16 protein-coding genes are annotated in these 21,965 nt (G+C 74.7%); 7 read left to right on the forward strand and 9 right to left on the reverse strand.

Annotated features, from left to right (window positions below; all coding sequences use genetic code 11):
* The first annotated feature begins 89 nt into the window (after positions 1 to 89).
* Positions 90 to 1,559 (forward strand): MFS transporter, encoded by a 1,470-nt coding sequence (locus tag ACFWJ4_RS10580; RefSeq protein WP_380541678.1) that lies wholly within the window; start codon positions 90 to 92, stop codon positions 1,557 to 1,559.
* Positions 1,556 to 1,960, forward strand: a complete 405-nt coding sequence (locus tag ACFWJ4_RS10585; protein ID WP_359898292.1) for a cupin — start codon at positions 1,556 to 1,558, stop codon at positions 1,958 to 1,960. The genes ACFWJ4_RS10580 and ACFWJ4_RS10585 overlap by 4 nt, the downstream gene beginning before the upstream one ends.
* Before the next feature lie 77 nt (positions 1,961 to 2,037).
* Here ACFWJ4_RS10585 and ACFWJ4_RS10590 read toward each other — a convergent pair whose 3' ends face one another.
* Positions 2,038 to 2,802: an alpha/beta fold hydrolase gene (locus ACFWJ4_RS10590; protein ID WP_380541681.1), complete on the reverse strand. Its 765-nt coding sequence runs from the start codon at positions 2,800 to 2,802 to the stop codon at positions 2,038 to 2,040.
* 434 nt (positions 2,803 to 3,236) lie between these two features.
* On the opposite strand from ACFWJ4_RS10590, the gene ACFWJ4_RS10595 reads away from it, so the two are divergent.
* Positions 3,237 to 3,713, forward strand: coding sequence for a hypothetical protein (locus tag ACFWJ4_RS10595; RefSeq protein WP_380541811.1), 477 nt, complete (start codon positions 3,237 to 3,239; stop codon positions 3,711 to 3,713).
* An 86-nt stretch (positions 3,714 to 3,799) separates the two neighbouring features.
* Here the strand turns inward: ACFWJ4_RS10595 and ACFWJ4_RS10600 are convergent, their stop codons facing one another.
* From ACFWJ4_RS10600 to ACFWJ4_RS10610, 3 genes are all read right to left on the reverse strand, one after another.
* Complete coding sequence (locus ACFWJ4_RS10600) at positions 3,800 to 7,102, reverse strand: SdrD B-like domain-containing protein (protein ID WP_380541683.1); 3,303 nt, start codon at positions 7,100 to 7,102, stop codon at positions 3,800 to 3,802.
* Between the two features lie 239 nt (positions 7,103 to 7,341).
* The gene (locus ACFWJ4_RS10605; protein WP_380541686.1) at positions 7,342 to 7,896 is read right to left on the reverse strand and encodes a hypothetical protein; all 555 of its coding nucleotides are present in this window, start codon (positions 7,894 to 7,896) and stop codon (positions 7,342 to 7,344) included.
* A 147-nt stretch (positions 7,897 to 8,043) separates the two neighbouring features.
* On the reverse strand, positions 8,044 to 9,720 hold the full coding sequence (locus tag ACFWJ4_RS10610; protein ID WP_380541689.1) for an RHS repeat-associated core domain-containing protein: 1,677 nt from the start codon (positions 9,718 to 9,720) through the stop codon (positions 8,044 to 8,046).
* Between the two features lie 177 nt (positions 9,721 to 9,897).
* On the opposite strand from ACFWJ4_RS10610, the gene ACFWJ4_RS10615 reads away from it, so the two are divergent.
* Positions 9,898 to 10,884: a LuxR C-terminal-related transcriptional regulator gene (locus ACFWJ4_RS10615; RefSeq protein ID WP_380541692.1), complete on the forward strand. Its 987-nt coding sequence runs from the start codon at positions 9,898 to 9,900 to the stop codon at positions 10,882 to 10,884.
* Positions 10,885 to 11,165: 281 nt separating this feature from the next.
* Complete coding sequence (locus ACFWJ4_RS10620) at positions 11,166 to 11,981, forward strand: hypothetical protein (RefSeq protein WP_380541694.1); 816 nt, start codon at positions 11,166 to 11,168, stop codon at positions 11,979 to 11,981.
* 121 nt (positions 11,982 to 12,102) lie between these two features.
* Here the strand turns inward: ACFWJ4_RS10620 and ACFWJ4_RS10625 are convergent, their stop codons facing one another.
* From ACFWJ4_RS10625 to ACFWJ4_RS10635, 3 genes are all read right to left on the reverse strand, one after another.
* Entirely contained in the window at positions 12,103 to 13,344 is a 1,242-nt protein-coding gene (locus ACFWJ4_RS10625) for an MFS transporter (RefSeq protein ID WP_380541697.1), read from the reverse strand.
* Between the two features lie 65 nt (positions 13,345 to 13,409).
* A complete protein-coding gene (locus tag ACFWJ4_RS10630; protein ID WP_380541700.1) occupies positions 13,410 to 14,414 on the reverse strand; it encodes a HEAT repeat domain-containing protein in 1,005 nt (334 codons plus the stop codon).
* Positions 14,415 to 14,417: 3 nt separating this feature from the next.
* The gene (locus ACFWJ4_RS10635) at positions 14,418 to 15,089 is read right to left on the reverse strand and encodes a HEAT repeat domain-containing protein (protein ID WP_380541703.1); all 672 of its coding nucleotides are present in this window, start codon (positions 15,087 to 15,089) and stop codon (positions 14,418 to 14,420) included.
* A 238-nt stretch (positions 15,090 to 15,327) separates the two neighbouring features.
* On the opposite strand from ACFWJ4_RS10635, the gene ACFWJ4_RS10640 reads away from it, so the two are divergent.
* Positions 15,328 to 16,191 carry a hypothetical protein gene (locus ACFWJ4_RS10640; protein ID WP_380541706.1) on the forward strand — a complete coding sequence of 288 codons (864 nt, stop codon included), beginning with the start codon at positions 15,328 to 15,330 and terminating at the stop codon, positions 16,189 to 16,191.
* 33 nt (positions 16,192 to 16,224) lie between these two features.
* Here ACFWJ4_RS10640 and ACFWJ4_RS10645 read toward each other — a convergent pair whose 3' ends face one another.
* Both ACFWJ4_RS10645 and ACFWJ4_RS10650 read right to left on the reverse strand, forming a co-directional pair.
* Entirely contained in the window at positions 16,225 to 18,948 is a 2,724-nt protein-coding gene (locus ACFWJ4_RS10645; RefSeq protein ID WP_380541709.1) for a LuxR C-terminal-related transcriptional regulator, read from the reverse strand.
* Between the two features lie 148 nt (positions 18,949 to 19,096).
* Entirely contained in the window at positions 19,097 to 19,987 is an 891-nt protein-coding gene (locus ACFWJ4_RS10650) for a ribonuclease BN (RefSeq protein WP_380541712.1), read from the reverse strand.
* 317 nt (positions 19,988 to 20,304) lie between these two features.
* Between ACFWJ4_RS10650 and ACFWJ4_RS10655 the strand changes: the two genes are divergently transcribed.
* Complete coding sequence (locus ACFWJ4_RS10655) at positions 20,305 to 21,906, forward strand: MFS transporter (RefSeq protein WP_380541715.1); 1,602 nt, start codon at positions 20,305 to 20,307, stop codon at positions 21,904 to 21,906.
* The last annotated feature ends 59 nt before the right edge of the window (positions 21,907 to 21,965 follow it).

Genomic DNA, 21,965 nt, shown 5'->3' on the forward strand with positions numbered 1-21,965 from the left:
GCGGCGGGCGGCTGGGCGGAGGGCTGCTGCATGCCCCCATCATCACCCGGGGCTCGACAGTGGGGGTCGCCCGGGACTACTTTCTATACATGTACAAAAACTTACGAGGGCGCCCCGGCCGGGTGCTGGCGGCGGTGACGGTCGCCCAGTTCGTCTTCGCCCTGGACATGTCGGTGGTCAACGTCGCCCTGCCCGCGATCCGGGCCGACCTGGGATTCGCGCCGCTGGACCTCTCCTGGGTCGTGCACGTCTACGCGCTCACCTTCGGCGGGCTCCTGCTGCTCGGCGGCCGCGCCTGCGACCTGTACGGCCGGCGGCGACTGCTCCTGCTGGGCCTGGCCGTGTTCGGCCTCTGCTCGCTGGCGGGCGGACTGGCCCAGTCGCCCTGGCAGCTGGTCGCCGCCCGCGCCGGACAGGGCGCGGGCGCCGCGGCGGCGGCCCCGGCCGCGCTCGCGATGCTCACCACCACGTTCACCGAAGGCCCCCGCCGGGTGCGCGCGCTCGGCGTGTGGAGCGCGGCCAACGCCGCGGGCGGGGCACTGGGCGTGCTGGCGGGCGGACTGCTGACCGAGTACGCGAGCTGGCGCTGGGTCATGCTGGTCAACCTGCCGATCGTGGCGACGGCGCTCGCGCTGCTGCCGGCCGGTGGTCCCGCCGAGGAGGCGGGAGCGGCCCAGGCGCCGCCCGTACGGCGGGAGCGGCCGGACGTGCTCGGCGCCGTCCTCGCGACCGCCGGGGTCGGGCTGCTGGTGTTCGGTGTCGTCCGCACCGACGTCCGGGGGTGGGGCTCCCCGGCCACCCTGGGGACGCTCGCCGCCGCGCTCGCCCTGCTGACCGCCTTCGCCGTCACCGAGGCCAGGACCTCCGCACCGCTGCTCCGCCCGGGCCTGCTGCGCAGCCGCTGGGTGGCCGGTGCCAACGTCCTGGTGTTCCTGGCCGCCGCCGGGCAGTTCGCGGCCTTCTACTTCGTCTCGCTCTACCTCCAGCAGGTGCTGGGCCTGGGCGCCGCCGCCACCGGCCTCGCCTTCCTGCCCTTCTCGGCCGGACTGGTCGCGGGCACCGTGCTCGCCACGCGCGTCGTCGCGCGCCGCACTCCCCGGGCCGCCCTGGTGCCCGGGGCGGTGCTGGCCACCGCGGGCCTGGCCTGGTTCGCGCTGATCAGCCCGGACGGCGGCTTCCTCACCGACGTCCTCGGCCCGTCCCTGGTCACCAGCATCGGCACCGGGCTGGTCCTGGCCCCGGTCGCCGCCGCCGGGACCACCGGCGTGGCCGCCCACGAGGCCGGGACGGCCTCCGGCCTGCTCAACAGCTCCCGCCAGCTCGGCGGCTGCGTCGGCCTGGCCGCCCTGGCCACCGTCGCCGCCCACCGCTCCGGCGGCGCCACCGACCCGGCGGCCCTCAACTCCGGCTACGCCACCGGACTGGCCGTCACCGCCGGGCTCTTCGCCCTCGCCGCGCTGGTGGCGATCGGTGTGCTGCCCCGGCGGCGGCCGCAGGCGTCAGGGAGCCCCGCCCCGCTCACCCCCGCAGAGAACCGACTGGAAGGAACCCGCTCATGACGACCACCCCGCTCGCGGCCGTGGACCTGTTCGCCTCGGCCCTGCACATCCACCCCGACGGCGACGTCCGGGCGGCCGGGCGCCGGATGGCCGCCGGCGACGCCGGGGTCTGGCAGATCGCGACCTTCCACGTGGAGAGCGACGCCGACGTCCACGCCGATCACTGGGAGATGCACCCCGAGGCGGAGGAGGCGGTCTGCTGCCTGGCCGGCGCCGTGCGCCTCCACCTCCGCCCCGTCGAGCCCGGCGACGCCGAGTCCGTGGTGCGGCTGGCGGCGGGCACCGCCGCGATCGTGCCCCGGGGCCGCTGGCACCGGTTGGAGCTCGACGCCCCCAGCGACCTGATGTCGATCACCCTTCGCAGCGGCACCCGGCTGGAGCCGCGCACGGAAGCCGGCTGACCCGCGCCGAAGACCGTGGGGCGGGGCGGGCGGGGCGGGCAGGGCGGCCCGGAGCCGGTCGGGCCGCCCGCCCGCCGTCAACGCCCCTCGTCACTCCGGACGTCGGCACCCTGCGGAGCGGCCGATCCGGCGATCCGCCCCAGCAGGGTGGCGAGCTCCCCGGGCATGGACAGGAACGGGGCGTGGCTGCTGGGCAGCCGGTGGACGGTGTCGGCGCGGGCGGCGAGCTCGCGCTGCCGTGACGGTTCGAGGGCCCGGTCGTGCTCGCACACGATGTAGCTGGACGGCACGGTGCGCCAGCCCGCCGTGGTCACCGGCTGGGTGAAGGACCGGACGCTCTGCGGGGTCAGCCGGGCCAGGGCGCGGTCGGCCTCGGCGGCGGGCACGTCGGTGTAGTGCAGGCGGCGGGCGTCGGCGTTCGGCGGGGTGCGGCCCGTGTCGTCCTCCGGAACGGGAGCCCCGAGGAAGGAGAACACGCTTTCGCCGACGTCCAGTTGGAAGGCGGCGAGGTAGACCGCCCGCACCACGTTGGCGGCGCCCGCGATGGCTTCGGTGGTGGGGGCGCCGCCGTAGGAGTGGGCGACCGTCACCACCGGGCCGTCGATCCGCCGCAGGCGGTCGCGGATCGCGTCGGCGTCCTCCAGCAGGCCCGCCGGGCGGGCGGCGTCGGGGTGGGAGCCGTCGCGGTGGGCGGCATCGGGGTGGGCGGAGCTGGGCAGGTCCACGGTGTGGGTGCGCCACCCGTCGGCGGCGAGGGCGGTGCGCACCGCGTCCCAGCACCAGGCGCCGTGCCAGGCGCCGTGGACCAGGAGGAAGGCGGGGCGGTCGGGGCCGGCGGTCATCTGCGGTGGTCCTCCGTCGTACGGGGCGCGGGCAGTGGGCCTTCCGAGTATCCAGCGGGAACGTGACGGCCGTGTGACGCCGGGCGTGTCGCCCGCCGGCCCGGGGTCGTCGCGGACCGCGGCCGGCCGCCCGCCACCCGTCGTCGTCAATTCGGCTTCCGGAGTGTCACCTTGACGGGTGAGACGCTGCTGCCGGGTGACGGGGGCGGGGGACAGGGCCCGTCCCACCGCCGCCGTGCCGCCCCGGTCCGCCCGGGACGGCACTCGCGCACCGTCACCCGAGGGCGCCCCCGGCCGGATCCGGCGGATCCCGTCCGATCGGTCGCCTACCCTACGAACCGACCGGCCGTCCCGGCCGTGGCCGTTCCAGAAGGAGTCCTGTGTCGTCCTGCGACCCCCAACACGCTCCCGTCGGCGATGTGAGCGCAGCGCTCATGGTGATCGACTCCCGGCTCAGGTCCGTCTACGAAGGCAAGTCCGGGACGGGCCCCGAGCACCAGCGGATGGTCGAGCAGCTCACCGCGTCCTTCGGCCCCGACGAGGCCGAGGCGCTGGTGGAAGGCGCCTGCACGCTCGTCTACATGTACATGAACTGGCTGCGCTCGGCCTTCGAGAAGCACGAGGAGGACGTGCTCGAACACGCGATCCCCAGCCTGGTGGCCACCATGCGCATGATGCCGAGGACCTTCAGCCCGGAGGTGATCCCCACCATGGCCGGCCTGCTGATCGCCGCCGGCACCGGGCTGAGCCCCAACCTGTGGCGCGCCCAGTACGGACCGTGGACCAAGGAGGAGATGAACCCCCTGGAGGCGACGGCCGTCCTGCTCGCGGAGTACATCAACCGGATCTCCGGCAACGGCGACGACTTCGCCACCAAGCTGGTCACCGACGCGCTGTCCCAACTGGATTAGGGCCGCCGGGCCCGCTCCCGAACGCGCCAGTGGCGCCGCCCTCGACGGGGCGGCGCCACTGGCGTTCAGCGGGGTCCGGGTGGGCGTCAGCCGTGCCGGCCCGGTCGGCGGTAGGCGACGAAGCAGAGGGTGCCGCCGCCGAGGAGGGCGATGGCGCCGAGTGCTGCGACGAGGGTGTCGGGGGAGGAGCCGCCGGTGTGCGGCAGTTCGCCGCTCTCCGACGGGCTCGGGACGTGGGTGTGGGTGTGCGTGTGGGTGGCGGTGGCCGTCGGGCTCGGCGAGTGGGACGGCGAGTGGGACGGCGACGAACTCGGGCTCGGGCTCGGCGACGGCGTGGGCGAGGAGGTCGGCGAGGGCGAGGAGGTCGGCGAGGAGGTCGGCGAGGGCGAGGAGGTCGGCGAGGGCGACGGCGAGGGGGAGGTGGTCTGGAGGATCACGCCCATGTCGAGGTCGAGGTCGCGCTGTCCGCCGCTGAGGGTGACGGTCTGGGTGAGGCCGGTGGCCGGGTCGGCGTCCGAGTCCTTGGCCGGGTCGGTGCCGGCGTGCTGCTTGGTGACGGTGGCGCCCTTGGGCAGGGTGGCCAGGTCGAACCGGACCGCGTAGCTGCCGTCCGGCAGGTTGTCGAACAGGTAGTGGCCGGTGGCGTCGGTCACCGCGGTGACCGGCTTGCCGTCCTTGTCCCGCACCGGCTGGCCGTTGCCGTCCAGCAGGTGCACGGTGACCCCGGCGATCCCGGTGTCACCGGGCTTCTGGACGCCGGAGCCGTCCTTGTCCTGCCAGACGAAGTCGCCCAGCGCGTTGTTGGAGGGTGTGACCCGCTTGACCGCGACGCCGACCTTGGCGGGCTCGGCCGGCAGCAGCTGGCGGCCGGCCGCGTCGGTGGCGGTGTACGCGAAGCTGTTCCAGGCGTACTCGCCCTCCGGCGCGTCGTAGGAGGCGACCATCGGCCAGGTCAGGGTGAAGGACTCGCCGGAGGCCATGGTGCCGGGGCGGTGGATGCGGAACCAGGTGGCCGTCCCGGGGCCGGGGAAGGTGGTGCTCCAGACCGCCGCGCTGTTGCAGCCGGTGCGGTTGACGACGACGGGCTCCACGCAGGGGTTGGGGTCGGTGGTGTACTCGATCAGCACGGTCGGGTCGCTGCTGGTGATCGGCTGGCTGAGCGACGGGGTCCAGGCGCTGCCGCGCGGGGCGTCCTGGGTGAGCACGTAGTTGTCGCCCGGGGTGGGGAGCCTGTCGTAGGCGATGAAGTCGGTGACCGGGTCGGGGGAGTCGTTGCGCACGGTCATCCGGTAGGAGATCTGGCCGCCGGGGGTGGCGGTGCCGATGCTCACGTAGTCGGAGTCCAGGTCGCCCTTGACCTCCTTGTACGAGCGCAGCACCGACGGCGCGTCCACCCGGATCTGCGAGGAGGCGTGGCAGAGCAGTTCGGTGGTGTTGCCGTTGCCGTTGAGGTCGAGCACGTCCGGGGTGCTGCCGCTGTCGGAGCCGGAGAACATGCAGGCGACGGGGGCGGTGGGCTGGTCCACGGTGACGTAGACGTCGTTGGTGAGGTCACCGGAGCGGATGCTGTTGGCGACCTGGACGTCGAAGAGCATCCGGTAGGCCAGCTGGTCGTGCAGGTACGTCATGTCCGGCGCGCCGGCCGGCCACTCCATCCGCAGGATCTGCCGGCCGTCCGGGCCGGGGGTCACGGTGATCGACGAAGGGGCCTTGGCGTCCGGGTAGTTGGGGTCGGGCCGGGCCGAGCTGTCGATGTAGACGACGCCGGCCGGCAGCACGTCGTAGAGCACCAGCGGCCGGTCCAGGTCGCGGGCGCTGCGGTTGTACGGGATGACCTGGAAGGTCGCCCGGCCGCCGGGGGCGGACAGCTCGCCGGCGACGGTGGTCTTGGCCGCGCCGAGGTTGGTGGCCTGGGTGATGGTGGTCTGCGCGCAGGCGTTGGCCGAGGCGTTGTTGGTGCCGTCGGTGGCGGTGGTGTCCACGCAGTTGGTCAGCGGCTCGGGGGCCTGGCGTCCGTCGTGGCCGGGGGTGGCGACCTGGGTGACCAGCTGCACCGCGTTGCCCGGGCTCCAGCCGGTGGGGATCGGGCCGTTCCAGGTGAACCGGAGGCCGTCCAGCCAGCGCCCGGCCGGGATGCCGAGCACGTCGTTGGCCGGGTCGCCCGCGCCCGGTTCGAAGGTGATCCGGCGGGTGTCGGAGCCGTTGAACGGGGTGCCCGGGGTGAAGGTCTGCCAGGTGGGGTCGCCGTTGAGGCGGTACTGCAGGGTCAGCAGGATGCTGGTGGGGTTCCACGGCTCCAGCTGGAGGGACTGCGGGAAGATCCAGTTGTAGATGCCGTCGGTGCTGCCGGCCCCGGGGTCGGTGACGGTGAGGCTGGTGGCCGGTCCGGCGGTGTTGGTGGCCGACAGGCTGAAGGAGTTGAGGTCGCCGTTGACGGTGGTGTCGCGCCAGACCTTGCTGGCGGTCACCACCACGCCGGTGGCCGGCGGCTGGAACGGGCTGGTGGTGGCGTTCGCGGTGTCGAGCTGGCGCTCCGGGTCCGGCCCGATCGGGTCGCCGTGCAGGGCCACGAGGTTCTCGGAGGTCGTTCCGTCCGGGAAGGAGGCCTCCGGGTAGTTGACGACCAGGACGCCGGGGATGCGGCAGCCGCCGCGCCCGTTGCCGGAGACGAACGGGCCGATGTCGTAGCCCCAGGTGTTCGGGCCGGGTGACACCGGCGACCAGCCCGGCGAGCGGCCGGTGTCCACCACCGCGCCGGGCGGCAGGGTGTCCAGCAGCCGGCTGGTGTCCAGGTCGACGTTGGGCACGTTGTCGGTGGCGCAGGCGCTGAACTGGTAGGTGACGGTGCGTCCGTCACTGCTGGAGGTCTGGACGCCCTTGGTCACCGTGTACTGCGGCTGCACCTGGACGGCGGTGTCGGCGGTGGCGGTCTGCGAGGGCTCGCCGTTGGCCGACATGGTGGCCGAGTTGGTGGAGGTGGCGCCGTTCGGGGTGGTGAAGTTCGGGTACTTCATCGTCACCGTGACGGTGGCGGTGGTGCCCGGACTCAGGTCCTTCAGCCGGATGTCCATCGTGCCGCCCATCGCGCCCGCGGCGGGCACGGTGGAGGCGGCGACGTCCACCGAGGACGGGTCCGGCGTCCAGCCGAGGAACTGCATGTTCGAGGGCAGGGTGTCGAGGATGTTCCCGCCCGTGCACTCGGTGATGGAGCAGGTGTAGCGCAGGGTGTAGGTGACGTTCTCCCCCGGGGAGACGGTCGCCTTGTCGACGCTCTTGGTGAAGGAGATCGCGGCCTGGGCCGGTGGGGCCAGCACGCTGCTGCTCAGCAGTGAGCCCGCCACCAGCGCCAGGACCGAGACGATCCGTCCGGTCCGGTGTGGAATACGCATAGCGCGCAGTCCAGCCGATCGCCGTGCCGGGCCGGTCGGCGACACGAGGGGCGGTCGCGGCGATTCACCTGCTCGGCGGTCGCCCGCCCGGCCGCACCGCGGTCGCCGGAACGGGCGGCGGGGCCGATCATGGGGCGGGCCGCGGGCGGCCGGCCCGACGGGGAGCCGTCCGGGGAGTGCCCGGACCGGCCGGCCCGACGGAGCGCCCGCCCGACGGAGCGCGCGGCGGGCGGGGCCGGTCAGCCGAACATCACGCCGGTCTCCCGGGCCAGGGTGTCCAGGCCGTAGCGGGTCACGTGCTCGGCGTTGTCCGGGTCGATGGTGCGGACGCCCTCGGCGGCGAGCCGCTCGTTGATCTCGTCCAGGTGCTGCTGGACGACCTGCTTCTCCGCGTCGGTGGTGCGGCCCTTGTGCGGCCGCCCGGCGTGTTCCAGGCTGGCGTAGTTGACCCGCTCCTTGCTGCCGGTGAGGGCCGTCGCGGAGGCGGCGGCCCGGGCGGCCGGCCTGGCGCCGCGCAGCACCTCGGCCATCGGCGCGGCCGAGGCCAGCCGGTTGAAGGTCTCGGCCTCCATCACCACCGTCTGCGGCTCCGCCCGGTCCGGGTGGTGCAGCTCGATCGTGACCAGGTCGAGCGTCAGCTCCCGCACCTCGCCCAACTCCCCGGCGAGCGCGTCGATCTCTACCGGACCGTCCGTCAGGTCGGGGTGCTGGAGCACCACCACCCGCACCAGGTCGCGGTCGTTCTCCGCGTGCCGGCCGGTCAGGTCCGAGAACCGGATGATCTTCTGGCCCATTGTCTCCCTCTCTGCCCCTGTGATCAGCCGAGAGCCTACGCCGGGATGATCATCGATGTGCACAAGCGGCCGGGCCCGGGGGATCACCCCCGGGCCCGGCCTTACCTGTCCTGCATCAGTGGATCGTCGGAGAGTCCTCCTCCCGGTTCAGTACCGCGGGTTCACGCGGTAGATCGGACGGTCCGGCACCCCCCACCAGCTGGAGTCCCAGATCCCGAAGGTGAAGATCACGCCGTGGCTGCCGCGCTTGTTGGCGGCCTTGATGAACTTCTTGCCGATGCTCTTCATCAGGTAGGACAGCGCCCACAGGACGTAGCCGGCGGCCCGGGCGACGATGTGCGGGAGCCTGCGCAGGATCTTCGAGATGCCCTGGGCGATCTTGCCGGAGACGTAGAGCAGGGTGCCGATGGTGTTGCCCTCGGCCCGGCTGAAGTAGGCGGTCCACTTCTTGCGCCAGTTCAGACCGGTCAGGTCGTCCATGGTGATCGGGTCGACCGGGTAGCCGTAGGCGTTCGGCGAGCCCTCCAGGACCGGGTCGGTCTGCAGGAAGCGGCCGGTGGTCGAGTCGTACAGGCGCACGCCCATCAGGGTGAGGCCGGAGAGGCTGTCCGCCTCTCGCTGCGCCCCGCCGAGCCAGCCGTACGCGGTCGAGCCGGTGGCGTCGACGGTGTTGCCGTACTCGTCGTAGTGGTAGACCGCGAGGTCCTCCTGGCCGTCCGGGGACATCTGGACGGAGACGTCGCCGTGCAGGTTGGTCAGCAGCAGGACCGCGCCGCCGTCGGTGCCGGTGGCGGCCGTGAGCCGGCCGGTCAGGTCCAGGACGTTGCGGGTCAGCCTGCCGGCCGCGTCCTTGGACCAGGTCGGGCTGTCGTTGCCGCCGTCGAAGTGCTTGGTGTCCTGGGCGGTGACGGTCCAGGTGCCGTCGGTGCCCTTGGTTTCCGTGGTGCCGACCGCGAGGCGGCCGGAGGCGTCCAGGTCCCAGGTCCTGCGGGTGTCGCCGAGGGTCTCGGTGCGGACCAGGTCGTTGGTGTAGTAGCCGACCTGGGTGCCCTTCGGCAGGGCGGTGGTGCGGCCGAAGGCGTCGTACACGTAGCCGGTGTCGGTGAGGCGGTCGGCGGTGTCGTAGCCGTGGTTCTCGGCCTGGGTGACGGCGTCGGCGGTGGCCGGGTCGCAGTCGTCGGTGACGCTGGTGCGGTTGGTCCGGTTGCTGCTCCTGTCGAACGCGTAGGTCCGGGTGGAGCAGGCCAGGCCGGTGCTGTCGGCGGCCTTGGTGAGGCGGCCGGTGGCGTCGTAGGTGTAGCCGCTGGTGGTGCTGTTGCCGTCGGACTGGGTGCGGCCGGCCTGCTGTCCGTGGACGGTGTAGTCGGCGGTGTCGGCCAGCAGGACGGTGCCGGCCTGGTTGGTGTAGGTCTTGCCGGTCTGGATGCCCCGGCTGTCGTAGCTGCTGGTGAGGGTGTTGCCGCCGGGCATGGTCTGCGAGACCAGCCGGCCCTCGACGTCGTAGCCGGCGGTGAAGGTACCGGCCACCGAGTCGGTGAGCGAGGTGGGCAGGCCGCGCGGGTCCTTGGCGGTGTCGTAGCCGTAGGTCACGGTGGACGGCACCGAGTCGGACTTCTTCACCGGGCGGTCGAGCCTGTCGTACTCGGTGGTGGTGACGTTGCCGGCGCCGTCGTCGTAGGAGACCTGGCGGCCGAGCCTGTCGTAGCCCTGGGTGATGGTGGCCCTGCCGTTGTTGAGGGAGGTCAGCTCGCCGTTGGCGGGGTCGTAGCCGAGCACGGTGTCGGCGACCGCGGTGCCGGTGCCGCCGGTGACCGAGATCTTCACCCGGCGGCCGGCCGCGTCGTAGCTGCGGGTGGTGGTGCGGGTGACGCCGTTGGCGTCGACGGCCCGGGTGGGGCGTTGACCGGATCATGCCCTTGCGAGGGCGTTCCGGCCGAAGGAATGATCAGCCCCGGGCCGACCGGGCATACGGAACCGTCCACGGGGATCAGGGGTCGATAAGTGCTGGAACTGCTGGGGCTGGATGCCACTGCGGAAGCCGTCTACCGGGAAATGCTCGCCGACCCCGAGGGCGGGGTCGCGGAACTCTGCGAGCGGCTCGGCCTCCCCGAGGCCGCCGTGCGCGCGGCCCTCGACCGGCTCGCCGACCTCACCCTGCTGCGCGCCTCCCGGGAACGGCCCGGCACCCTGCGGCCGGTCAGCCCGGAGCGCGGACTGGAGATCCTGCTGCGCCGTCAGGAGGAGGAACTCGCGCGCCGGCAGCAGGAGGTCGCCGCCTCCAAGGCCGCCGTCGCGCGCGCCCTGGGGGAGTACGCGAAGGTACGGGCCGACAACCCGGTGGGCGACCGCGAGCGGCTGCTCGGCCTGGACGCCATCCAGGACAATCTGGAGGTGCTGACCTCCCGGCTGACCAGCGAGGTCCTGGCGGTGATGCCCGGCGGCGCCCAGTCCGCGGCCAGCCTGGCCGCGTCCCGGCCGCTGGACGAGGACGCCCTGCGGCGCGGGGTCAGCCTGCGCACCATCTACCAGGACAGCATCCACGACGCCCCGGAGACCCTCGACTACGTCCGCTGGATGGCCGGCCTCGGCGGCGAGGTGCGGACCGCGCCGGTGCTGCCGCCGCGGATGCTGGTCTTCGACCGGAGCACGGCCGTGGTGCCGATCGACCCGGAGAACACCCGGGCCGGCGCGCTGTGCACCAGCGAGCCGGGGATCGTCGCGTCCCTGGTCGCCCTGTTCGAACAGACCTGGGAGACCGCCGTCCCGATCGCCGACGACCGGGACGGGGTGGCCCCGCTGAGCCTGACCGCCGGGGAGCGCGAACTGCTGCGGCTGCTGTCCACCGGGCTCACGGACGACGCGGCGGCCAAGCGGCTCGGCGTCTCGGTGCGGACCGTCCGGCGGCAGATGGCCGCCCTGATGGAGCGCCTCGACGCGGCGAGCCGCTTCGAGGCCGGGCTGAAGACCGCCCGGCGCGGCTGGTTGTAGCCGCCGTCCGGTCGGGCGGGACCGCCGCGGGCCGGTCACGGGGGCGTCGGCGCCGTGGTGGCGCGCCGGTCCGGTACGGGCGCGGGCGTGGGCTCGGGCGCGGGCGGCTCCGGTGCCGGCCAACCCCTGGAACTGACCGGACGGACACCGCCGGTGCGCCCGCCCTCCCGGCGGGCGCGTCGCGGCGGCCGGTTCCGGGATTCGCCGACGGGCCGTCCGGGTACGCCGTACGCTCGGGGCGCCGGCGGTCGGCCGCCGCCCGGGGCCCGGAGGAGGACGGCGTGGACACGGCTGCGGAACGCACGTCCCCGGGCGGGCACCGGACCGACCCGGTGCTCGCCGACCGCGTCACCGAGGCGCTCCTGCTGGCCGGCCTGCCCGTCGGGTACGGCGGACACGGGCCCGGCGTCCACCTGCGTCCGGCCCGGCCGCACGACGACTCCGACGACTGCGCCGGACTGATCGCCCTGCACTGGGAGCCCGGCCCCCGGCTGGCGGCCGCCGCGGCCATGGAACAGCCCCAGCAGCCGGCGTTCGCCGCCCGACGGGTCGTCGGCAGCACCATGCGGAACGCGCTCGCCGAGTTCCTGCCGGCCTTCGGCATCGAGGTCGTGGCCGGCCGGCTCGACGGGGAGACCAGGGTCGGCCGGGCCGACGGACCCGCTCCGGCCACCGGCCAGGACGCCGCCGCCCCGGCCCCGGCCGGCTCCCGCCCGCAGGACCTCGGCATCGGCGCGGACGTCGTCGCCGCGGTGCGCCGCACCGCCGGGCTCGCCGGCCTGCCGGTCGCCGACCACCTCCACGCGCCCGGCATCACCCTCACGCCGTGCCCGGCCGTCGAGGACGGGGACGACACCACCGGCGTCGCCGACCTCCGCTGGAACCCCTCCCGCCGGCTGTCCGCCGCCGCCGACGGCGACACCCCCGCCGCGGAGCGGGCCGCCCGGGCCCGCACCGCCGTCCAGGACGCGATGCGGCACGCCTTCGGCGCCGTCCTCGGCGCCTGCGGCCTCGACCTCCAGTGGCGCCGCCCGGCCGCGTTCCCGTACCAGCTGCGCGCATACGGGCTCGTCGACGAACTGCCGGTACGGCGCTGACACCTGCCGGGCCCCGGAGGGTCGGCCTGCTGGTGCGGATCCCCGGGCGGTGTAGGGGAGTCGGCGTGCGGAGACACCGACCGATCGCTGCGGCAGGATGGTTGAAGGGGTGGGCGCCGCTCTACGGGACTTCGGCCCCCTCCCGCAGATCGCTTGCGGCGTGCGGGAGTTGCACCGCGGGGCGGCGCAGTGGGGTGCGGAGGCGGTGGGCCAGGGCGGCGGCGGCCACGCAGAGGGCCAGTGCGGTCCAGAGCAGCGGGGGATTCTGCAGGCCCAGGCCGATGACGGCCGGCCCGACCGCGTAGGACACCGTCCAGGTCAGCTGGAACAGGGACATGTACGGGCCTTCGTCGCCCTTGGGGGCCATGGCGACCGCCGCCGCGGCCGCGGTGGGCTTCGAGGCCAGTTCGGCCAGGGCCAGGACCGCCGCCACCAGGACGGCGAGCGGGCCCTGGAGGGCGTGCGGGGCGGTGGAGACGGCCGCGGTCAGGGCGATGGCGACGGCCACCGCGCCGATCGACAGGCGCAGGACCCGCGAGCGGCTCCAGCCGGAGAGCCGGCGGCTGATCCGCATCTGCAGGGTGGTGGCGGTGGCGTAGCGGACGGCGACCACGACGGTCGGCCACCAGGCGGCCTGGTGGAGGCTCTCCACCAGGTAGACGGGGAAGGCGACCGTCGGGATCAGCCAGGCCGCCGACAGCAGTGTCTGGGACGCGACCAGGGACATGAAGGGCCGGTCGCGCAGCGCCGCCCGGGTGTTCGACCTGGCTGCCCTGCGCGCGGGCCGCCCGGCGGCCGGCACGGCGACCCCGAGCAGGAGGACGGCCGCGAGCAGGGAGCTCGCGCTGTTCAGGGCGAGCGCGACCTGCAGGCCGTGTCCGCCGGCGAGCGCCATCAGGGCGGTCGCCCCCAGCGTGCCGACCCCCAGCGAGGTGGTCTTGAGCACGGTGACCGCGGAGAACCACTCGGTGAGCTCCGCCGGCTTCGCGAACCGCGCCACCAGCGTGGGCCAGGCGGCCCCGTAGAGGCGGTCGGCAGCCGTCACGAGGAAACTCACGGCGGCCACGGCGGGCAGGTTCCCGGCGGCGAAGAACAGGCCGTACCCGAGCGCGGTCAGGACGTTGCTGACGAGCAGACAGGACTTGGGCCCCGCCGCCTGGACGAGCCGCCCGCAGAGCGGCACGACGGCGAAGGACGCGATCGACCCGACCGTCACGGCGGTGCCCGCCGCGGCCGCCGGGAAGTGCTGGACGGTGACGAAGAACAGCAGCGACAGCGGCAGGAAGACGCCGGAGCCGAACGTGTCGATCGCCACCGAGAGGAACAGCCGCCGCTGCCGACGGAACCGCCCGGCCCCTGTCACGCCACCCCCACCCTCGAACCCCCGGTCACCCCTGCCCCGATCGGATCCCCCGATCGCGGTCGCGACTACCGCGTGTCGCGCAGCTTGAGAATGTACGTCGCGGTCAGCGCGACCGCACGGTCCTCGTCCCGGGTCAGCTCCGCGAGGGCGCGCGACGTCGTGCTCCCCGGGACGTCCGCGAGCGCCTGGGCCAGCCTCCGGCGGGCGTCCGGTCCGACGCCGTCGAGGGCGAGCCGGTCGACCAGCCCGGTGGCGATCCGGTCCGCCAGCGCGGGGTCGTCCGCCAGCGCGCCCAGGGTGTCGGCCGCGTCGGCGTCGTTCGCCGCCTCGACGATCATGTCGATGAGCGTCGGGACCGCGTCGGCGACGCCACGGGCGCCGAGCGCCAGCGCCGCGTACCTGCGGACCACGACGTCGGGGCCGCCGAGGGCGTCCCGCAGCAGCGCGGTCGCGGTGCCGTCCGGCAGCTCGGCGAGGGACCGCACGGCACGTTCGCGCACCTCGGCCGCGGGCGAGCCCAGACCCTGCGCGAGCAGGGCCGCCCCGGCGCCGCCGGCCTGCGCCAGCGCCCAGCGGAGGGCCCCGGCGACGTTCGGGTCCGACTCGCCGAGCACGGCCTCGACCAGCGCCTCCACCGGCACCGCGACGTCCTCGCCCGCGGACAGCGCGGCGCGCTGCCGCGCCCCCGGGCTCTTCGACTCCAGGGCCTGGAGCAGCGCGACGACCTGGAGCACCTCCTCCCAGCCGGCCGGTTCCGCGGCGTCGATCCGCCGCAGCCGGGTGAGCAACTCGGTCTCCGCCGCGATGCGTTCGCGCGTGCGGCGGATGAGGTCGTCGACGAGTTCGGCGGGCGCGAAACCGGGGTCGTCGAGGGCCCGCCCGACGTCGCGCAGCGACAGGCCCAGCGACCGCAGGCTCTCGATGTGGAAGATCCGCCGGATGTCCTCGTCGGCGTACCGGCGGTAGCCGGAGCCGGTACGGTCCGTCGGCCGCACCAGCCCGAGCGCCTCGTAGTGCCTGAGCATGCGGGCGCTGACCCCGGAGCGCCGTGCGACGTCGCCGATCAACACTGCCTACCGTCCCTCCCGGCGGCCCTCGCCGAGGACCGCCGTGCGCTTCGCCTCCTCGATCGCGAACTCGAATCCGGCGTCCGGGTCGCGCCACAGCCGCTCCGTGGCGAGCGCGTGGGCCCGCACCCGGGGGTCGGGGTCCGCCGTCGCGGCGTCCAGTGCCGGCAGCATCGCCTCCCCGAGCGCGATCAGCGCCCGGCTGAGGCTCAACCGCGTCTCGCGTCCGCCGCGTCCGAGCTGAGCGGCCAAGACTACGGCCAACTCGCGTTCCCCACCCTCGGGCACGAGCACGACCGCGGCCCGCCAGGCGCTGCGGGCCACCTCCTCGTCGGTGTCGGCCAGCAGCGCCGGCGTGATCGCCGGCCAGGCCCGCCGGTCCCCGATCTTGGAGAGGGTGTGCAGGGCCTGGCTCCGCGCCTGGGCACCGTCCGCGCGCACCTCGTCGAGCAGCAGCGGGACCGTCACCGCGGCCTCGTGCCGGGTGAGCGCCCAGGTGAGCATCTCGCGCACGGTGAACTCGGGCTCGACCGCGCACCGTTCGACGAGCCCGCCGACGAACCGCGGGTGCGGGTCGCTGCCGACGGCCATCGCCGCCCGCAGCCGGACCGACGAGTCGTCGTGCGCCAGACCCCGCAGGGCCCGCAGGGTGTTCGTGTCCTCTTCCGCCCCGACCATCAGGACCACCTCCTCGGCAGCAGTGAAGACCTTGTCACCGTGTCAAGGTCAAACGGCCGGGAGGCGGGACGCGCCGCGGGTTCGTCCCCGATCACCCGGGCCGGGTGATCCGGCCCCGGGGCAGCCGCCCACCGGCGGGGTTATTCTGCGGCTGATGGGCGGATCGGAGAGTGCGCGGCGACGACGGCCCGGCGTGGTGGGACGACTGCTGAGGACGGTCAGGGCGGATCCCTCCCACATGCCCGAGCGGCTGGCGGCCTTCGTGGTCGACTACCTGGGCCCCCAGGCGGCCGAGACGGCCGCGGCGCTGCGCGGACCCGGGCAGGAGGGGACGGCCCGGCAGGATCCCACCGAGCAGATCATCGATCGGGGCGTGCGCCGGACCGTGGTGGAGGGCTCGTTCCTCGGGGGCCCGTTCCTGCTCCTGCTCCCGGTCGCGTTCGTCGCCGCGCTGCTCGCCCAGCTGCGCATGGTGCTGGAGCTCGCGGCCCTGGCCGGCCACGACCCCTGCGGTGACGATGCGGCGGCACAGATCCTGGTGGTGCAGGGGGTCCATCCGACGGTGGAGCAGGCGCAGGAGGCCCTGCGGAAGGCGGCGCGGGCCGGAACCGGGGGGCGGGACAAGGCCTCCTGGCCGTCCGTCGTCCGCCGCCAGGCCTATCTGATCGGCCTGTTGACCCCCGAGGACCCGGCGCGCTCGGCCGTGCGCAAGTGGCTCGGCTGGGCCGGCCTGGGCGTGCTGCTCCTGGTCGGAACCGTGGTGCCGTTCGTGTGGGTGCCCGCCTGCGGACAGATGTACTGCCGCGCCACCGGCGAGCTCGCCGACCGGGCCCTCCTCCGGTTCGGGCTGACGGCGTCCACGGCGGCCCAGGCGAGGAGGACCTCGTCGATCCTGCGCCCGGGCATGCTCCTGGTGGCGCTGCGGACCGTGCTGGCGTGCCTGGCGACCGCGGGCGCGGTGCTGTTCGTGCTGCTCACCGGGGCCCGGGTCGCCGGCCACGCGTGGCTCGCGGTGTTCCTTCTGCTGCTCGGGGCGAGTGCGGTGGCCGTCGGCTGGCGCTGGTTCCGTGCCCGGAGGCACCGGCGCACCAGGGCGGGGTAGGCGCGGTCCGGCCGCCGCGGGTGCGGCACGAGGTCAGAGCAGGTCCAGTTCGCGCGCCCGGCGTACGGCCCGGTTGCGCCCGGTGACGGAGAGCTTCCGGTTGATGCTCTTGAGGTGCGTCTTGACGGTGTTCACCGAGAGGAACAGCCCGGCGGCGATCTCCTCCGTGGACAGCATCTGTGCCGCCAGTCTCAGGACGTCCAGTTCGCGGTCGCTCAGCGGTTCGACCAGGGCGTCGGTCGCGGCGGCGTCCCCGGACGCCCCGGCCGGGAGGCCGGGCAGGAGGTCGGCGGGCAGCCAGCCGTGGGAGTCCGCCAGCTCGGGCCGGGTGTGCAGCAGGTGCCGCAGCCACGGCCCGGCGTCCCGGAACGGCCGGCGCAGCCGCTCCGGCCGGGCGACCGCGAGGGCGCGGGCGAGCAGGCGCTGGGCCGCGGCCTCGTCGCCGAGGGCGAAGGCCGCCTGGGACCGGGCCAGCAGGACCCGTACGGTGATCGCGGGCCCGTGGCCGTCGCGCTCCGGGACCGCCTCCAGGATCCGCAGGGCGCCTCGGTTCTCCCCGGCGGCGAGGTGCGCCCGGGCGGTGGCGACGGCGTGTTCCGGGCCGTCCGCGCCACTGCGCTCCAGCGCCTCCAGCGCGGCGGCCGGGTCCCCTTCGGCGAGGTGCCCGGCCGAGACGGCCACGGCCACGGCCTCCCGCACCCAGGGCGGCGGGGGGTCGGTGGCGGGACCGCTGTCCGCGAGCCCGCCGAGGAGGTCGAGGGCCGCGCGGGGGCGGCCCTCGGCCAGCAGCGTCCTCGCCCGGACGATGGCGATTCCCGCGGTGACGGCCGGGTCGTGGTCGGCCGCGGCCGACCGGGCGGCCCGGTCGATCGCCGCCCGCGCGGTGGGCAGGTCGTCGCGGTCGACGGCGAGCGCGGCCAGCACGAGCTGGCCGGCCCCCGTGCGGGATTCCGGGGACAGCCCGGAGCGTTCGGCCTCGGCCCCCGCCTTCCGCAGGTGGGCCTCCGCCGGCCCCGGCCTGCCCCGCAGCACGTCGATCAGGGCGAGTCGGGTGAGCGATTCGTGGCGCGGACAGGCCGTGGTGGGGTCGTCGGCCGCCGCGGCGGCGGCGGACAGGGCCGCGACGGCGGCGTCGAGGCTGCCCTTCCAGAGCAGCGCGGATCCGAGGTCGGTCAGCCGGAGCGCGGGAAGTTCCGGGTGCTCGCCGAGCAGCCCCGGCGGGACGTCCTCCTCCAGGCGCGCGGCCTGGACGGCGGCGGCCCGGGCCATGTCGGCCGAGCCGAGCAGTCGGCCCGCCAGCACCCGGAGGTGGGCCGCGCTGAGCAGGGCCGTCGGAACGTCCTCGGCGCCGCGTTCGGACAGCAGCGTCTCGGCGCGCCGGAGGTGGTCGAGTCCGCGGTCCACGTCGTGGCGGGCGAGGTCGCGGGCCGCCCGGACCAGTTCCGGGGCGGGCCCCCGGGCGTCGGGCGCCATGTCGGCGAACAGGCGGTCGAGCCGGTCCGCGTCGCGGCCGGTGAACAGCCGTCCGATGGCCAGCCGGTCGACGACCTGCGTCGCGGCGAACTCCCAGTCACCGGCCGCGGCGGCGTGCACCAGCCCGTCGGTCAGGTGCCCGGCCGCGGTGAGCCAGCGGGCCGCCCTGCGGTGGAGCGCCCGGTCCAGCCCCGGGCTGCGTGCCGCCAGCTGGACGCGCAGGATCTCGGCGAACAACGGGTGGCAGCGGTACCAGGAGTGGCCGACGGGTTCGACGAAGGTGTCGGCGCGCGCGAGGTCGGCGAGGATCCGCGCGCCGTCCGGCCGGCCGGTCAGGGCGTCGGCCAGCTCGGGGTGGATCTGCTCCAGGACGCTCGTGCGCAGGAGGAGGTCCTGGGTCTCGGCGGGCTGGGTGTCGAGGACCTCGGCGAGCAGGAAGTCCGCGACCGTGCTGCGGCAGGCCTCGAACTCCCTCAGGTACGCCTCGGGGTCGGCGGCGCCCTGGGCGGCGAGGGCGGACAGTCGCAGACCGGCGGCCCAGCCACCGGTCCGCTCGGTCAGCGTCCGGACGGTTCCGGCGGAGAGGGCGAGGCCGTGCCGCCGCATCAGCGCGGCGGTCTCCCGCGGGCGGAAGGCCAGGTCGGCGGCCCGGATCTCGGTGGCGCAGCCGGAGGCGCGGTAGCGGTGGAGCGGCAGGCGCGGCTCCGTGCGGCCGATCAGGACCAGCCGCAGCCCCTGGCCCGCGTGGCCGAGCAGGAAGTGGAGTCCGGACGCCACCTCGGCGGACGACACGTGTTCGAACTCGTCGAGGACGAGGACCACGGGAGCCTCGCGGCGGCTCAGGTGGGCGGCCAGCCGGGCCAGCAGCGCGTGATCGACCTCGTCGGCCCGGGCGGGAGAGCCGATGTCGTCCGGCAGGGCGACGCCGTGGTGCCGGAAGGCTTCCAGCAGGTAGGCCCAGAAGACGCCCGGCGCGTTGTCCTCCCGCTCCGCGGTGAGCCAGACCGCGGAACCGCGCAGCCGCGTCGTGGCCAGCCAGTCGGCGACGAGCAGGGTCTTTCCGGCCCCCGCCGGGGCGTTCACCAGCAGGAGGGACGTCCGGAGACCGTCGCCGAGGCGCTCGGCCAGCCGCGGCCGGTGCACGAAGGTCCCCGGAACCGGGGGGACGGCGAAGCGGGCCGCGAGCACGGGGTTGCCGCCGGGTATCCGGGTCGGCCGGGCGGAGCGGTGTCGACGTGCGTCCGCCGGACGGACGGGGGAGTCGACGGCTGGGCTGAGGGGCATGGTGCTCACCTCAGGGTGGGGTACGGCGCATGGTGAGCGCGGATCACTGACAGATCCCATCCTGGCCGACGCCGTCCGACCTGGCAAAGGGGCCTCCCGGCCCGCGGGCGGGGGCCTGCCGCCGCTTCGGGTCCCGTCCGGCGGCCGCTCATTCCTCGTCCGCCGGGGCCGGCTCCGGAGTCCCCAGGAGCCGGGCCAGCCGTCCCTGGCTCGCCACCACGTACCCGATGCCGATGCCGAGGGTGATGGCCGTGAACACCACGATGAGCCAGCTGAGCAGGGTGAAGACCAGGCCGAGCGGGCCGAACTGGGTCACGCTGCGATTCAGCGAGCGGGGGACGTAGAGCCGCGACGCCCACGCGAGCGTGGTCAGCGCGGCCCCGGTCAGCACCGCCCCGGGCAGCAGCGGGAGCCAGGGGATCCGGCCGCCGAGCAGCAGGTGCTGGGTCCACCACCAGAGCAGCGTGGCGGTGACCAGGTAGAGCAGGACCCCGAGGCCGGTGCCCGCCCCGAACCCGGAGCGCACCTGGCCCTGGAGGATCAGGGCGGTCATCCAGACCAGGAGCCAGGCGAGCCACCGCCAGGCCGCCAGGCGCCCGGCGAGGTGGGGCAGGTACCAGCTCCGCTCGCACAGGCGTTGCAGGATGCGGCTGCAGCTGGTGGCCGAGAGCAGGGTCACCACGATCCCGATGACGCCGAAGGTGTCGGTGGTGGCCTCCTGGCCGCTGGGGTGGAGCGCGCCCTTGATCTCGTCGAGCGATGCCCCCTGGAGCCCCAGCACGGTGCGCAGGGACTCGGAGACGGTGTTGCGCACGTCCTGGGGCATGAAGGCGGCCAGCACGAACAGCACCGGGATGGCGGTGAGGAAGGTCTGGGCCGCGAGGCGGGTGGCCATGTCCAGGACCCGGAGGTGGAGCAGCTGGGCCGCGAGCCGGCGCAGGAACGGGACGTCGCGCAGGGTGGCCGTGTGCCCCCTCAGCCAGGCGGTCCTGGCGCGGAACCATGCGGCGCGGCCGGGCTCACCACGCTGTGCCGCCACCCCGGGCTCCCTCCGGTCGATGCCTGCCCCCGGTCCGTCGCGGCCCGTCGTCGGCCGAGCGCCGAGGACTCCAAGACTGGGCGACGGGACGGCGGGCGGCACCTCGGGCGGTCCGCCGTTCGGCGCAACCCGCGGGCACCGGCGCCCACCTGCCCCGCCGTACCCGGCGATCCGGTGGGACAGGGCCGCACGTCGGCGCGCCGCGGGGGATCACCGGCCGCGGCGGCCGCCCTCGACGGGCGACCCGGTCACGAGGGGGCGAGGGTACGAGGCAGGCGCGTACGGACCGCGTGGGCCGGTGAGCGGGAGGAGTCACGGTGAAACGCTGGAGGGCGCTGATCGTCCTGGGCCTGGCGCAGTTCCTGATGGTGCTCGACGCGTCGGTGATGAACGTGTCCATCAGCCAGCTGGTCGAGGACTTCGACACCGAGGTCACGGCGATCCAGGCGGTGATCACGCTCTACACGCTGGTGATGGCGGCGTTCATGATCACCGGCGGCAAGCTCGGCGACATGTTCGGGCGCCGCCGGATGTTCATGGTGGGGCTGGTGGTCTACGCCGTGGGATCGGCGATCACGGCGGTGGCGCCCACCCTGTGGCTGCTGGCACTCGGCTGGTCGGTGATCGAGGGGCTGGGCGCGGCGCTGGTCCTTCCGGCACTCGCGGCGCTGGTGGCCGGCGCCTACCGGGGACGGGACCGCGCGACCGCCTACGGTGTCATCGGCGGCCTGGCCGGGGCGGGCATCGCCGTGGGGCCGCTGCTCGGCGGATATCTGACCACCTACCTGACGTGGCGGCTGGTCTTCGCCGGCGAGGTCGTCCTGGTGGTGGTCATCCTCTTCCTGATGCGCTGGATCGAGCGGCAACCGGTACCGGAGCACCACGAGCGGATCGACCTGGTCGGTGTGCTGCTGTCGGTGTCCGGGCTGGGGCTGGTGGTGCTGGCCGTGCTGCAGAGCAGCACCTGGGGCTGGCTCCAGCCGCGCAATCCGCCGTTCACCGTCCTCGGGTTCTCGCCGACGCTCTTCGCCGTCGCGCTCGGCGGGGTGCTCCTGGTGCTGTTCCGGTCGTGGGAGCTGCGCCGGGAGCATCCGCTGGTCAGGTTCGCGCTGTTCCGCATCCCACCGCTGAGGTCCGGCCTGCTGATGCTCTTCAGCCAGAACCTGATCCTCCTCGGGCTGTTCTTCGTCATCCCGCTCTACCTCCAGGCCGTCCAGGGCCAGAACGCCTTCCAGACCGGTCTGCGGCTGCTGCCGGTGTCGATCACGATGCTCGCCGCCTCCATGTCCGGCCCGCTGCTCACCCGCTTCGCCTCGCCGAGGACGGTGGTGCGGATCGGGCTGCTGGTGCTGTTCGCCTCGTCACTGTGGCTGGTGGGCACCGTGCAGCCGGAGCTCGACGACCTGTCGTTCGCGCTGGCGATGGCCGCCCTGGGGACCGGCATGGGGCTGCTCGCCTCGCAACTGGGCAACGTGGTGCAGTCGAGCGTCGGGGAGGAGGACCGCAGCGAGGTCGGCGGGCTGCAGTACACCGCGCAGAACCTCGGCTCGTCCCTGGGCACCGCGCTGATCGGCGCCATCCTGATCGGCGCCCTGACGGTGGCGTTCGGCAACGCCGTGGCCGGGCACCCGGAGATCTCCGACGCCGTGAAGCAGCAGGCGGGCATCAGGATCGAGGCGGGCGTCACCTTCGTGCCCGCGGACCAGCTCGCCACCGCGCTCGCGCAGACCGCCGTCCCGCCGCAGGAGGCGGCCGCCATCGTCGACTCCTACAGTGCGGCCCAGCTCGACGGCCTCAAGGTGTCGCTGCTGGCGGCCGCCGCGATCACGCTCGCCGCCTTCGCCTTCACCGGTCACCTGCCCGCCCGGCGGGCGTCGCGCGGGAGCGGGCCGGAGCGCGGGGGGACGGCCGGGGCCTAGGGGGCGCACCGGTTCCCGCTCGGGGGCTCGCCGGGGACGCCGGCACCGGCCGGCCGCCC

This window comes from Kitasatospora sp. NPDC127067, assembly GCF_042724755.1.
GTDB lineage: Bacteria > Actinomycetota > Actinomycetes > Streptomycetales > Streptomycetaceae > Kitasatospora > Kitasatospora lactacystinica.